We start from the raw sequence: 12658 nt of genomic DNA, 5'->3' as shown, positions 1-12658 counted from the left end.
CGGTGCGCCGGTCAGCCTTCAAGGTCCTTGCGCATCCAGATCTGGCTGTGGCCGGGCGGGAAGCCCTCCAGCACGCCGAACACCGTGTAGCCGTGCCGCTCGTAGAAGCCCCGGGCCTGGAACGAATAGGTGTAGAGGCGCGCGTGCCGGCATCCGCGCCGCAACGCCTCGGCCTCGGCGGCGCCGAGCACGCGGGAGCCCCAACCGCCCCGGCGTAGGTCGTCCGGCAGCCAGAAGCAATCGAGGTAGAGCCAGCCGCGGTCCGTATAGGCGGTGACGCCGCCGAGGGCGGCCCCGGCACCGTCGCGCACTAGCACCGCCAGCGGCCGGCGCGCCGCCGTGGGGCCGAAGGCGGCGTTGTAGGCGGTGAGCCCCTGCTCGATCAGGGCGACGTCGGCCTCGCCCGGCGCATCGCTGACGCCGAGCGAGAGGTCGCCGGAGGCGGTCAGCTCTTCACCAGCGGCGCCAGGATCTTGTCGAGCTCGGGAACGCTGAGTTCGCCCGCATGCTTGGTGCCGTTGATGTAGAAGGTCGGGGTGGCGTCGACCTTGAAGGCCGTGCCGGCCTTGTCGCGCTCGGCGTTGACCTGCCCGAGCAGCTTCTGGTCCTTGAGGCAGGCCGCGAAGGCATCGTGGGTGATGCCGGCCTGCTTGACGGTGTTCTCGAGCGCCTCGGCCGGCTTGTCGACGAAGGCCCAGTTCTTCTGCTGGTCGAAGAGCAGGTCCAGGACGGCGTTGCGCTTCTCGGGCCCGGCGCAGCGCCCCAGCATGAAGCCCGCCGTGGCCAGGGGATCGAGCGGGAACTCCCGGAGCACGAAGCGCACCTTGCCGGTGTCGATGTATTTCGACTTCAGCGTCGGCCAAGTTTCGGCGTGGAAGGCCGCGCAATGCGTGCAGGTCATCGAGGCATATTCGATGACGGTGACGGGCGCGTCCTTGGACCCCATCCACATGTCGGGGAGCGGCGGCTCGGCCATCAGCTCGGCGACCGGGAAGGTCTGGTCGGCGGCCAGCGCCGGGGCGGCCGCGAGGCCGGCGACGGCGGCGAGCGCCAGGAGCGCGCGACGGCGGGTGGGGGCGGAACCGCGCATGGGGACCTTTCAGCTTCTGGCGCCGGGCAAGGGGGCGGCGATGAGGTGCTTCTAATGCAGTTCGGCGCGCGAGGAAATCGCCTCCTAACGCGCCTCGATGACCCGGGCGCCGAGCCGCACCAGCGCGTCGCGCAGGGCCTCGTCGGCGATGCCGGACGCGACCTCGCCCGCCCGCGCCAGGGCGGCGGGCTGCGGCGGCGGCACCGGGCGGCGCGGCGCGGCGCGGCCCACCAGCGGCGCCTGGCGCAGCGCCAGCTTGCCGATGCAGCGCCAGCCGAGATGGGCGTTGATGCGCTCCACCAGCAGGGGCGCCAGGTGCTGGAGTTCCAGCGCGAAGGCGCCCTCCACCCGCACCACCAGCGTGGCGGGGGCCCGGGCGGGCTCGCCCGAGGTGGCGGCCGCGCGCCGGCGCGGCCATTTGATCTCGACGGGTTCGGCGAAGGCGGCGACCCGCGGCCCCGCGATGTCGGCCCAGCCGCTGACGATGTCGGCCTCGCCGAAGCCGAAGCGGGCCAGGGCCGGGGCGATGCAGCCATCGACCCAGTCGGCCAGCGGCCGTCCCCCGTATCGCGCCTTGCCGCCGACCGCCATCGCTTCCCCGCAGGTCCCGCCGCTGGTAGAGGCTGGGACGTTCTTTCCCGTCGCCGGACCCTATCACGCCCCCATGCCCGCGTCCCCTGCCGCCGAAACGGCCGCCCTGCTCGCCTGGTACGATCGGCACCGGCGGGCCCTGCCCTGGCGCGCCACCGGCCGCGCCGGGCCCGACCCCTACGCGGTCTGGCTGTCGGAGGTGATGCTGCAGCAGACGACCGTGGCGGCGGTGAAGGGCTTCTACGCGCGCTTCCTGGCGCTGTGGCCGGATGTCGCGGCGCTGGCGGCGGCCCCGCGCGAGGCGGTGCTGAAGGAATGGGCGGGCCTCGGCTATTACGCCCGCGCCCGCAACCTGCACGATTGCGCGCAGGCCGTGGTGGAGCGGCACGGCGGCCGCTTTCCCTCGACCGAGGCGGCCCTGCGCGCCCTGCCCGGCATCGGCGACTACACGGCCGCCGCCGTGGCCGCCATCGCCTTCGGCGAGGTCGCGACCGTGGTGGACGGCAACGTCGAGCGGGTGATGACGCGGCTGCGGGCGGTCGAGACGCCGGTCCCGGCGGCACGGCCCGAGATCAAGCGCCTCACCGCCGCCCTGGTGCCGCCGGGCCGGCCGGGCGACTTCGCCCAGGCCACGATGGACCTCGGCGCCACGATCTGCACGCCGCGGTCCCCCGCCTGCGCCCTCTGCCCGCTGGCCGGCTCCTGCGCGGCCCACGCGGCCGGGACGGAGCTTCGGTATCCGCGCAAGCTCCCCAAGAAGGCCACACCGCGCCGCTTCGGCGCCATGGCGGTGGTGGAACGCCAGGACGGGGCCGTGCTGGTGCGGACGCGCCCCGCCAAGGGCCTGCTCGGCGGCATGACGGAATTCTTCGGCTCGGACTGGGGCGCGGCCTCGCCCGACGCCGCCGCCATGGCCCAGGCGAGCGACGCCGCTCTGCGCGCCGTCGGCACCGTCGAGCACGTGTTCACGCATTTCGCCCTGACGCTGGACGTCTACCGGGGCCGGTCGCACGGCGGCTTGGCGCCGGAAGGGTGCCGCTGGGTGACGCGCGAGGCCCTGGCCCGCGAGCCGATCCCCAACGTCTTCACCAAGGTGTGGGAGGCCGCGTCAGCCGTCGTCCCGGTCGTTCCGGTCGTGCCGGACGGCCTGCGTCTCGTAGGCCTCGAATGAGCCGATCAGCAATGTCGCCGACAGGGCGAAGACCGCGAGGCACAGTCCCGAGAACGTCCCGCTGACGGGGGTCACATGGCCGAGGCCCAACGCTCCCGAACCGACGCAGAGCGCCGCCAGAGCCAACATCAAACGCAACATCGGACGCACTCCGCGAACCAGGCCGTCGCGCTGTCCCCGGGGAGCTTGCCGCAATGAGGCGGGCGCTCCGGCCAGGACCATGCGAGGGGTTTGCCGGGACGGGCCGGCCCAGGACAGGCCCGCCTTTCCCTGGACGGCTGTAACCGAAACCCGGCCCATACAACAGAGTTCCCAGTCGGGACCCGAGAAAAGTGGTTAACGCCCAGTTGCGCCAGGGTGTTCAAATCTCCGTCACACACAGCCTGTAATATAGGCACGGAGCCGCGAGGAATTTCGACAATGCTGACGCGGTTTTCATCACGGACGGCGAGGTGCCTCACACGTGGTGGAAGAACGCCATCTGCACCAGCGTGAGCAGGATCTCGGTGACGATGAGGGCCACCACGGCGACTTCGAGCCAGGTGGCGCGGTCCGATTCGATGACGTCGGTGAGGCCGCGGGCCGTTTCCACGATGACGTCGAGCTTGCGCTTCAGCGACGTCGTCCGCTCCTTCAGCTCGTATTCGTCCTCGACCCGGGCGTAGAGGCGCTCGAGGTCGGGCCGGTCCCACAGCACGTCGGGCTTCTCCTCCACGGCGACGCGGCCCGACAGCCGGTGCTGCACCAGCAGCGCCTGCCCGATGAGCCGCAGCATGGCGCGGCGCGTCCCGGGCGGGCGCCCGGTGCGGCTGAGGCCGAGGGCGAAAGGCTCGATCACGTCCAGCACCGCATTGACCTCGCGCTCGTCGCGGGCGAGCGACACGGTCTTGGCGAGGGCGTCGGCGAGCACCAGCAGGCGCGCCGTCGACAGGTCTCGCACCTGGATGGGGCCGCCGGGCGAAACCTGGTCGGCCCCCTCGGGCGAGACTTCGAGCACGGCGGTCTCGTCGTCGACCCTTTCGCGCTCGCCCGACACGCGCGGCCGGATCTGGCGGAGGAAGTCGTCCTCCTCGACGGGCGACAGCCCGACCAGCACCGCCACGCCGAAGCGGTAGAGCGCCACGAAACCGGACTGGCCGACGCTGAAGGCCAGGGGGTTGACCGAGATCGTGTCGGGCCGCTCGAGCCCCGCGGCGTCGAGCCGGGCCCCGAGCGCGAGGGCGCGCGCGGTGACGCGGAAGGCGGGCTTGGCGGGGGAAGGCGCGAGGTCGGACATGGGCGGGTTCTACCCCATTCGGTCGCGCGCGGCACCTTCGACGCGGGGGCGGCGCGGCGCGCGGACGGCGAGGCTCAGCGGGCCGGGCCCGTCCCGGCCAGCAGCCCGCGGGCCTCGTCGGCATCGACCGTCATGCGCGCCATCAGGGCCTCGGCGGACGCGAACTTCTCCTCGCCCCGGATCCAGGCCACGAAGTCCACCTCGATGTCCTGCCCATAGAGGTCGCCCGAGAAGTCGAACAGGAAGCTTTCGAGCAGCGGCGCGCCGTTGTCGAAGGTGGGGCGGCGGCCGTAGGAAGCGACGCCGTCGAACGTGCCGGCCGCGGTGCGGACCCGCACGGCATAGATGCCGTGGGCGAGCTTGGCGGCCGGGTCGAGCCTCAAGTTGGCGGTGGGGAAGCCCAGGGTGCGGCCGAGCTTCTCGCCGTGCACCACCGGGCCGAGCACGAAATGGTGGCGCCCGAGCAGCGTGGCGGCCCGGGCGACGTCGCCGGCCTCGAGCGCGCGTCGGATGGCGGTCGACGAGACCGCCGCGAGGTCGCCCTGCGCGTCCGCCACGATCTTGTCGATGATCGCCACGGCGAAGCCGTGCCGCAGCCCGGCCTCGGCGAGAAAGGCCGGCGTGCCGCTCCGCCCCTTGCCGAAGTGGAAGTCGTAGCCCACCACGGCCGCCGCGATGCCGAGCCGCCGCACCAGGATGTCGGCCACGAAGGCCTCGGCGCCGAGCGCGGCGAAGCCGGCGTCGAAGCTGCGCACCACCATGCCGTCGACCGTGCCGAGCCGGCTCAGGGCCAGCGCCTTGGCGGCCGGCGGCGTAATGCGGAAGATGGTGGGACCGCCGGCGAAATAGTCGGCCGGATGGGGCTCGAAGGTCAGCACCGCGGTGGGCCGGCCGAGTTCGGCGGCGAGCGCCCGCGCCCGCGCGATCACGGCCTGGTGGCCCCGGTGCACGCCGTCGAAATTGCCGATCGCCACCACGGCCCCGCCGAGACCCGGAGGGGGCGCGTCGGGATCCTCGGCGACGATGAAACGGGGGGGGAGCGGCGCGATCAATCGGGGGCCCGGGGCGGAGGGGACGTCGAGGCTTCTACCCCAGTTCGGGGGCCGAGCACCACCGGCTTGCGGCCCCGCTTGCGGGCCGTCCCGGATCCGGCCCATCATGCGAGCGAAGCGTCGGCGGGGCCCCGCCGGGCGGTCGCGCCGCCCGGGTCCCGACAACGGCGCCGCGAGCGGGAGCGACACGCATGGAGCCGAGCTTCGTCACGGGCGCGCGAGACGTGCCGCTGCTCGACGTCACGATCGGCCGGGCGCTCGGCGACGCCGCCCGCCGCTGGCCGGACCGGGACGCGCTGGTGGCCCCGTGGGGCTGCGACGAGGCGCCCGTGCGCTGGAGCTGGGCGGAGCTCGACCGCCGGGCCGAAACCGTGGCGGCCGGGCTGCTGGCCCTCGGCCTCGCGCCCGGCGACCGCATCGGCATGTGGTCGCTCAACACGGCCGAATGGGCGCTGGTGCAGTTCGCCGCCGCCAAGGCCGGGCTGATCCTCGTCACCGTCAACCCGGCCTACCGCGTCGTCGAGCTCGACTATGCGCTGAACAAGGTCGGCTGCGCGGCGCTGGTGCTCGGGCCGCCCTTCAAGGGCAGCGACTACCTCGGCATGCTGCGGGAGCTGGCACCGGAGCTCGACGGCGCCGCGCCCGGCGCCCTCGCGGCCCCGCGCCTGCCCGCCCTGCGCCTCGTCGTGGCCTTCGGCACGGCGGCGCCCGGCACCGTCCCGTTCGACGCCGTGGCGGGCTTCGCCACGCCCGAAACCGCCGCCGCGGTGGCGGCCCTCGCCGGCACGATCCGGCCGGAGGACGACGCCAACATCCAGTTCACCAGCGGCACCACCGGCACGCCGAAGGGCGTGACGCTGACCCACCGCAACATCCTCAACAACGGTTATTTCGTCGGGCGGGCGATGCGGCTCGCCCCCGAGGACCGCATCTGCATCCCGGTGCCGCTGTACCATTGCTTCGGCATGGTGATGGGCAACCTCGCCAGCGTCACCCACGGGGCCGCCATGGTCTATCCGGGCCGGGGCTTCGACCCGCTGGCGACGCTGCGCACGGCCGCCGAGGAGCGCTGCACGGCGCTCTACGGCGTCCCCACCATGTTCATCGCGGCGCTCGACCACCCGGATTTCGCCGCCTTCGACCTGTCGCGGCTGCGCACCGGCATCATGGCGGGCTCGCCCTGCCCCATCGCGGTGATGCGCAAGGTGGTCGAGCGGATGCACCTGTCCGGCCTCACCATCTGCTACGGCATGACGGAAACCAGCCCGGTGTCGTTCCAGAGCGCCATCGACGACCCGCTGGAGCGGCGCGTGTCCACCATCGGCCGCGTCCATCCGCACCTCGACGTCAAGATCGTCGACCCCGAGGGGCGCGTCCTGCCGCGCGGCGAGGCCGGGGAACTGTGCACGCGCGGCTATGCGGTGATGCGCGGCTACTGGGGCGAGCCCGAACGCACCGCCGCGGTGCTGGACGCGGAGGGCTGGATGCACACCGGGGACCTCGCCACCGTCGACGCCGAGGGCTTCGGCAACGTCGTGGGGCGCATCAAGGACCTCATCATCCGGGGCGGCGAGAACGTGTCGCCGCGCGAGGTGGAGGACTACCTCTACCGCCACCCCGACGTGCAGGACGTGGCGGTGTTCGGCGTCGCCGACCCGCGCTACGGCGAGGAGGTCTGCGCCTGGATCCGCCCGCGGCCCGGCAGCGGCCTCACGCCCGAAGCCGTGCGGGCCTTCTGCACGGGCCGCATCGCCCACCAGAAGGTGCCGCGCTACGTCGAGCTCGTGGACAGCTTCCCCATGACGGTGACGGGCAAGATGCAGAAGTTCCTCATGCGCGACACGATGGAGCGCCGGCTCGGCCTCGCCGCCGCGGCGACGGCGTGACCGCCTTCACCCGCCGGGCGATGATGCCTATGTTCAGGGCATCCCGGCCCGACCGATGCCGGGCAGGAGACCGCCATGACCGAACCCGTCCGCCTCACGTCCCTGGCCCATGGCGGCGGCTGCGGCTGCAAGCTCGCGCCCTCGGTGCTGCGGACCATCCTGGCCGGCATGCCGGCGGCCGGACCCTATGCCGACATGCTGGTCGGGACCGAGACGGGCGATGACGCCGCCGTCTACCGGCTGAACGGCGGCCAGGCCATCGTCGCCACCACCGACTTCTTCACCCCGATCGTCGACGACCCGCGCGACTTCGGCCGCATCGCCGCCACCAACGCCCTGTCCGACGTCTTCGCCATGGGCGGCACGCCGCTCTTCGCCCTGGCCATCGTCGGGATGCCGGTCGACAAGCTGCCGGCCGAAACCATCCGGGAGATCCTGGCCGGGGGCGCCGCGGTCTGCGCCGAGGCCGGCATCCCGGTCGCGGGCGGCCATTCGATCGACAGCCCGGAGCCCATCTACGGCCTCGTGGCGGTGGGCCTCGTGCATCCCGACCGCGTGCTGCGCAACGTCGGCGCCCGGGCCGGAGACCGGCTCGTGCTCACCAAGGGCCTCGGGGTCGGCATCCAGGGCGCGGCGCTGAAGCGCGGCCTGCTGCCGCCGGACGGCTACGCCACCATGGCGGCGTCCTGCACCCAGCTGAACCGGCTCGGCGCCGACATGCCGGGCATCCCCGGCGTCCATGCCATGACGGACCTCACGGGCTTCGGCCTCCTCGGGCACGCGCTGGAGATGGTGCGGGACGCCGACCTCGACCTCGACCTGGATTTCGACGCCCTGCCGCTCCTTCCCGGCGTGGCCGACCTCGCCGCCGCCGGCATCCGGACGGGCGCGTCCGGGCGGAACTGGGACAGCTTCGCCGCGGAGGTGCGGCTCGGCGACGGGCTGCCGGCCTGGGGCCGCGACCTCCTGTGCGATCCGCAGACGAGCGGCGGGCTGCTGATCGCGGTGGCGCCCGAAGCCCTCGACGCCGTGATGGCGCGGGCGGCGGAGCGCGGCTTCCCGCGTGCCGCCGTCATCGGCAGCTTCGTGGCGGGCGATGGCCGCGTCGCCGTGGGGCGCCGGTGACGGCGCGGCCGCGCGGGGGATCCGGCTTGAGGACCGTCGCCGCCGTCCTCCTGGCCGGCACCATGCTGGCCGGGGTCGCGCTCCCCGGAGCCCGGGCCGCCGATGCGGCGCCGGGGCCCACGCTGGTCTTCACCGCCATCCCGGACGGGGACGAGACGCGCCTCGTCGAGCGCTTCGGCAAGGTCGCCGCCTACCTGCAGGCGCGGCTCGGCGTGCCGGTCCGCTACGTGCCGGTGAAGAGCTACCCGGCAGCCGTGACGAGCTTCGTCAACGGCGGCGTCCAGCTCGCCTGGTTCGGCGGCGTCACGGGCGTGCAGGCGCGCGCCAAGGTGCCGGGTTCGCGCGCCATCGCGCAGGGCGCCGAGGACACGGCGTTCCGCAGCCTCATGATCGCCAACCGCGGCACGGGCCTCGAGCCCGCGCCCGACCTGCAGCCAGCCATCGCGGGCCGGACCTTCACGTTCGGCGCCCGCACCTCCACTTCCGGCCGCGTCATGCCCGAATACGAGCTCCGCAAGGCGTTCGGCGGCCGTGCGCCCGAGCAGGTCTTCGCCCGCGTGGGCTTCTCGGGCGACCATTCGCGCACCATCCAGCTCGTCCAGTCGGGGGCCTACGACCTCGGCGTCGTCGACCCCTCGGTGTGGGACCTCGACCGGAAGGCCGGCAGGGTCGACCCCTCCAAGGTGTCGGTGATCTGGCGGTCGCCGCCCTTCCCGGACTATCAATGGACCATGCGGGGCGACGTCGACGCCACCTTCGGGCCGGGCTTCACCCGCAAGGTCGCCGACACGCTGGTCGGCATCGACGACCCCGCCATCCTGGCGCCCTTCGGCCGGTCGCGGTTCGTGCCCGCCGACAATGCCGAATATGCCCCGGTCGAGGTGGTCGCCAAGGCGGCGGGCCTGCTGGATTGACACGGCGTCGGGACGAGGCCTGCGGAGCGTGACGGGCACGGCCATCCGGATCGACGCGGCGGAGATCGGCTACCCGGGCCGGACCGTGCTGCGCGACCTCGCCCTGACCATCGCCCCCGGCGAGCGCGTCGCCGTGATGGGGCGTTCCGGCTCGGGCAAGACGACGCTGCTCGACCTCGTCTATGCCCGGGCCGCCGGGCGGGCCGCCCTCGTGCCGCAGCAGGCCGCGCTGGTGCGGCGCCTCAGCGTCTTCCACAACGTCCACATGGCGCGGCTCGACCGCCATTCGACGCTGTTCAACCTGAAGACCCTGGTCCGGCCGGGGCGGCGCGAAGTGGCGGCGGTGCGCGCCGTGCTCGACGAGGTGGGCCTGGCGCCCGAGATCTTCCGCCCCGCCGGGGACCTGTCGGGGGGACAGCAGCAGCGCGTCTCGGTGGCGCGGGCGCTCCACGACGGGCGCCCCATCCTGGTCGGCGACGAGCCCGTCTCGGCGCTCGACCCCGTCCAGGGCAGCGCCGTCCTGGCGCGCCTCGCGGCGCGGCACGAGACGCTGGTGCTGGCGCTGCACGACCCGGCGCTGGCCCTCGCCCACGCGACCCGCGTGCTCGTGCTCGACCGGGGGCGGATCGTGCTCGACGCGCCGGCCCGCAGCCTCGCGCCGGCGGACGTCGCGGCCGCCTACGGCGCCGCCGAACCCGGCGCCTCGGGCCACGATCCGCGACCGTGACGGGCCTCGACCGCGCCGTCCGCCGCATCGGTTTCACCGGCGTGAGCCTCGCCATCCTCGCCCTCGGGATCGCGGCGGCGGCGGTCGGCGATTTCGCCGTCACGGCCAGCCATCCCGGGCCCGAACTGCTCAGGATGCTGCATGGCCTGCTCACGCCCGACCTGCGCGCCGTGAACCTGTGGGCGCTCGTCGACACCCTGGCCTTCGCCGTGCTGGGCGTGGGGCTCGGCTGCGCGTCGGGCTTCGTCCTGGCCCTCGGCTTCCCGCACCTCGCTGCCATCCGGGCCCTCTGCGCGGGCCTGCGCTCGGTGCACGAACTGTTCTGGGCGCTGCTGCTGATGCAGGTACTGGGGCTCGGCCCGGCGACCGGCGTGCTCGCCATCGCCCTGCCCTACGCGGGCATCTTCGCCAAGGTCTTCGCCGAGATGATCGAGGAGGCGGACCGTCCCGCCCTGCGGGTGCTGCCGCCCGGAACGGGCGCGGTCTCGGCCTTCTTCTATGCGGGCCTGCCGGACCTCATCGACCAGTTCGGCCACTACACGCTCTACCGCCTCGAATGCGGCCTGCGCTCGACGCTGGTGCTCGGCTTCATCGGCCTGCCGACGGTCGGCTTCGAACTCGACGCCGCCTTCAAGGCGGGGGCCTTCCCGCAGGCGGCGGCGCTGCTCTTCAGCTTCTACGCCCTGGTGGCGAGCCGGCACGTCTGGGCCCGCCCCTGGACGGTGCCGTTCCTCGTCGTCGGCGCCGCGCTGGTGCTGCCGGCCGGGCTGCCGGGCGGCGACGCGTGGCAGAACCTCGTGCGCTTCGCGACGCGCGACGTCGTGCCGGCGCCCCTGCGCGGCGCCGACCTCCTGTCGGGGGCGCCCTGGGCGGCGGCCTTCGGCTGGCTCGGCGACATCCTGCGCCACCAGGTGCTGCCGGGCGCGCTCGCCACGCTCGTCCTGTCGCAGGTCGCGCTCTGCACCATGGCGGCGCTGGCGCTGGCGCTCTTCCCGCTGGTGTCGCGCCGCTTCGCCGGGCCGGTCGGGCGGCCGCTCGGCCGCGCCCTCCTGGTCGTGGTGCGGTCGACGCCCGACTACCTGCTGGCCTACGTGCTGCTGCAGGCGCTCGGCCCCTCCATGCTGCCGGCCGTGATCGCCCTGGCGCTGCATAACGGCGCCGTGCTGGCCTATCTCCTGGGCCGGCAGGCCGATGCGCTGGCCTACCGGGCGGACGCGCCGCGCGGCGCAAATCTGTACTTCTACGAGACGCTGCCGCGGCTCTACGGGCAGTTCCTGGCCTATGCGCTGTACCGCTGGGACGTCATCCTGCGGGAAAGCGCCATCTTCGGCATCCTGGGCGTGGCGACGCTCGGCTTCTACGTCGACGGTGCCATCGCGGAACTCCGCCTCGACGTCGCGGCCGTGCTGGTCCTGGCCACGGCGGCGCTGTCGCTGGGGGTCGACGCGCTGTCGCGGGCGCTGCGCCGGGCGCTGCGGGTGGAGCCGGGGGCGCGGCGCCGGGGCGGTGCGACGTCGCCGCCGCATCTCGAACTGGCGTCGGGCCGCCAGGGCATGACATACGACGGCACATAGGGCGGCGCGGCGAACGGCTGGAGCGGCCGGAGCCGGCCCGTTCCGGACCGCCCGCAGCCCGAAGGACCACGCGTGACCACCAGTTTCATCGTCGGCCTGACGCTCGGCACCTTCCTCGTCGCTTTCGGCCTCGGCCACGCCAACGGCGCCCGCGGGCGCACGATGTTCCCCGCCGCCTGGATCGACGGCCTCGTCCTGGCCTTCATCGGCCTCAACGTCCTGATCTTTACCTATTTCGGCTTCGCGCCCTGATGCGGCGAACGGCGGCTGCGGCCGTCGCCGTCAGAAGGCGGTGCGCGATCGGATGGCGGCCGCGAGCGTGCCCTCGTCGAGGTAGTCGAGCTCCCCGCCGACCGGCACGCCATGGGCGAGCCGGGTGACGCGCACGCCGAGGTGGGCCAGCATGTCGGTGACGTAATGGGCCGTCGTCTGGCCGTCCACCGTCGCGTTGACGGCGATGATGACCTCGCGCACCTCGCCTTCCGCCACCCGGGTCACGAGGCCCTGCAGGTTGAGGTCGGCCGGGCCGACGCCGTCGAGCGGCGACAGCGTGCCGCCGAGCACGTGGTAGCGGCCCTTCACGACCCCGGCCCGTTCCAGCGCCCACAGGTCGCCCACCGTCTCGACGATGACGAGCTGCGCGGCATCGCGCCGGTTGTCGCCGCAGATCGAGCAGGGCGAGCGCGTGTCGACCGAGCCGCAGCTTTCGCAGGTGACGATCCGCTCCTTGGCGACCCGCATGGCGTCGGCGAGGGGGGACAGCAGCTCCTCGCGCTTGCGCATGAGATGCAGCGCGGCGCGGCGCGCCGACCGCGGGCCGTAGCCCGGGAGGCGCGCCAGGAGCTGGATCAGCCGCTCGATCTCGGGGCCGACGACGCGGTCGGGCATGCGGGATCCCCGTGCAGACCTAGAACGGCAGCTTGAAGCCGGGCGGCAGCGGCAGGCCGGCGGTGGCGCCCTTCATCTTCTCTTCCGTGGCCCGGTCCGCCTTGGTGCGGGCGTCGGCATGGGCGGCGACGATGAGGTCCTCGAGGATCTCGCGCTCGTCGGGCTTGAGCAGCGACGGGTCGACCGACACGCCCTTGAGGGCGCCCTTGCCGGTCAGCGTCACCCGCACGAGGCCGCCGCCCGACGCGCCCTCCACTTCCAAGGCCTCGAGCTCCTTCTGGATGTCGGCCACGCGGCCCTGGAGTTCCTGCGCCTTCTTCATCAGGCCCATGATGTCGGCCATGTCGTCCTCCTGCTGTGGTGG

14 protein-coding genes are annotated in these 12658 nt (G+C 73.6%); 7 read left to right on the top strand and 7 right to left on the bottom strand.

Annotated features, from left to right (window positions below):
• Window positions 1-11: 11 nt before the first annotated feature.
• The 3 genes from D3272_RS17490 to D3272_RS17480 all read right to left on the bottom strand — a co-directional run bounded on the left by D3272_RS17490 (window position 12) and on the right by D3272_RS17480 (window position 1681).
• Complete coding sequence (locus D3272_RS17490; protein WP_245496642.1) at window positions 12-311, bottom strand: GNAT family N-acetyltransferase; 300 nt, start codon at window positions 309-311, stop codon at window positions 12-14.
• Window positions 312-445: 134 nt separating this feature from the next.
• A complete protein-coding gene (locus D3272_RS17485) occupies window positions 446-1090 on the bottom strand; it encodes a DsbA family protein (protein ID WP_129220501.1) in 645 nt (214 codons plus the stop codon).
• Window positions 1091-1174: 84 nt separating this feature from the next.
• Entirely contained in the window at window positions 1175-1681 is a 507-nt protein-coding gene (locus D3272_RS17480) for a DUF721 domain-containing protein (protein ID WP_129220500.1), read from the bottom strand.
• 73 nt (window positions 1682-1754) lie between these two features.
• On the opposite strand from D3272_RS17480, the gene mutY reads away from it, so the two are divergent.
• Window positions 1755-2852, top strand: a complete 1098-nt coding sequence (gene mutY / locus D3272_RS17475; RefSeq protein WP_129220499.1) for an A/G-specific adenine glycosylase — start codon at window positions 1755-1757, stop codon at window positions 2850-2852.
• A gap of 457 nt (window positions 2853-3309) precedes the next feature.
• Here the strand turns inward: mutY and D3272_RS17470 are convergent, their stop codons facing one another.
• Both D3272_RS17470 and D3272_RS17465 read right to left on the bottom strand, forming a co-directional pair.
• Window positions 3310-4128 (bottom strand): RMD1 family protein, encoded by an 819-nt coding sequence (locus D3272_RS17470; RefSeq protein ID WP_129220498.1) that lies wholly within the window; start codon window positions 4126-4128, stop codon window positions 3310-3312.
• Between the two features lie 74 nt (window positions 4129-4202).
• Window positions 4203-5180, bottom strand: a complete 978-nt coding sequence (locus tag D3272_RS17465) for a bifunctional riboflavin kinase/FAD synthetase (RefSeq protein WP_245496641.1) — start codon at window positions 5178-5180, stop codon at window positions 4203-4205.
• A 191-nt stretch (window positions 5181-5371) separates the two neighbouring features.
• Between D3272_RS17465 and D3272_RS17460 the strand changes: the two genes are divergently transcribed.
• The 6 genes from D3272_RS17460 (at window position 5372) to D3272_RS17435 (ending at window position 11658) form a co-directional block, all read left to right on the top strand.
• The gene (locus D3272_RS17460) at window positions 5372-7066 is read left to right on the top strand and encodes an AMP-binding protein (RefSeq protein ID WP_129220497.1); all 1695 of its coding nucleotides are present in this window, start codon (window positions 5372-5374) and stop codon (window positions 7064-7066) included.
• 75 nt (window positions 7067-7141) lie between these two features.
• Entirely contained in the window at window positions 7142-8191 is a 1050-nt protein-coding gene (selD, locus tag D3272_RS17455; protein WP_129220496.1) for a selenide, water dikinase SelD, read from the top strand.
• A 50-nt stretch (window positions 8192-8241) separates the two neighbouring features.
• The gene (locus D3272_RS17450) at window positions 8242-9105 is read left to right on the top strand and encodes a putative selenate ABC transporter substrate-binding protein (protein WP_428978004.1); all 864 of its coding nucleotides are present in this window, start codon (window positions 8242-8244) and stop codon (window positions 9103-9105) included.
• A 28-nt stretch (window positions 9106-9133) separates the two neighbouring features.
• On the top strand, window positions 9134-9832 hold the full coding sequence (locus D3272_RS17445; protein WP_245496639.1) for an ATP-binding cassette domain-containing protein: 699 nt from the start codon (window positions 9134-9136) through the stop codon (window positions 9830-9832).
• Window positions 9829-11406: a PhnE/PtxC family ABC transporter permease gene (locus D3272_RS17440; protein ID WP_129220494.1), complete on the top strand. Its 1578-nt coding sequence runs from the start codon at window positions 9829-9831 to the stop codon at window positions 11404-11406. Before D3272_RS17445 ends, D3272_RS17440 begins: the two co-directional genes overlap by 4 nt.
• Window positions 11407-11478: 72 nt before the next feature.
• Window positions 11479-11658, top strand: coding sequence for a hypothetical protein (locus D3272_RS17435; protein WP_129220493.1), 180 nt, complete (start codon window positions 11479-11481; stop codon window positions 11656-11658).
• Between the two features lie 30 nt (window positions 11659-11688).
• Here the strand turns inward: D3272_RS17435 and recR are convergent, their stop codons facing one another.
• Window positions 11689-12294: a recombination mediator RecR gene (gene recR, locus D3272_RS17430; RefSeq protein ID WP_129220492.1), complete on the bottom strand. Its 606-nt coding sequence runs from the start codon at window positions 12292-12294 to the stop codon at window positions 11689-11691.
• A gap of 19 nt (window positions 12295-12313) precedes the next feature.
• On the bottom strand, window positions 12314-12637 hold the full coding sequence (locus tag D3272_RS17425) for a YbaB/EbfC family nucleoid-associated protein (RefSeq protein WP_129220491.1): 324 nt from the start codon (window positions 12635-12637) through the stop codon (window positions 12314-12316).
• Window positions 12638-12658: the final 21 nt, after the last annotated feature.

The organism is Lichenibacterium ramalinae (assembly GCF_004137085.1).
Taxonomy (GTDB): domain Bacteria; phylum Pseudomonadota; class Alphaproteobacteria; order Rhizobiales; family Beijerinckiaceae; genus Lichenihabitans; species Lichenihabitans ramalinae.
This window is presented reverse-complemented; position numbering and strand designations above follow the sequence as displayed.

Bases quoted from the DNA above. Each gene is read 5' to 3' on its own strand.
- D3272_RS17485 (WP_129220501.1), bottom strand. From the start codon at position 1,090: ATGCGCGGTTCCGCCCCCACCCGCCGTCGCGCGCTCCTGGCGCTCGCC.
- selD (WP_129220496.1), top strand. From the start codon at position 7,142: ATGACCGAACCCGTCCGCCTCACGTCCCTGGCCCATGGCGGCGGCTGC.
- recR (WP_129220492.1), bottom strand. From the start codon at position 12,294: ATGCCCGACCGCGTCGTCGGCCCCGAGATCGAGCGGCTGATCCAGCTC.
- D3272_RS17460 (WP_129220497.1), top strand. From the start codon at position 5,372: ATGGAGCCGAGCTTCGTCACGGGCGCGCGAGACGTGCCGCTGCTCGAC.
- D3272_RS17480 (WP_129220500.1), bottom strand. From the start codon at position 1,681: ATGGCGGTCGGCGGCAAGGCGCGATACGGGGGACGGCCGCTGGCCGAC.
- mutY (WP_129220499.1), top strand. From the start codon at position 1,755: ATGCCCGCGTCCCCTGCCGCCGAAACGGCCGCCCTGCTCGCCTGGTAC.
- D3272_RS17425 (WP_129220491.1), bottom strand. From the start codon at position 12,637: ATGGCCGACATCATGGGCCTGATGAAGAAGGCGCAGGAACTCCAGGGC.
- D3272_RS17470 (WP_129220498.1), bottom strand. From the start codon at position 4,128: ATGTCCGACCTCGCGCCTTCCCCCGCCAAGCCCGCCTTCCGCGTCACC.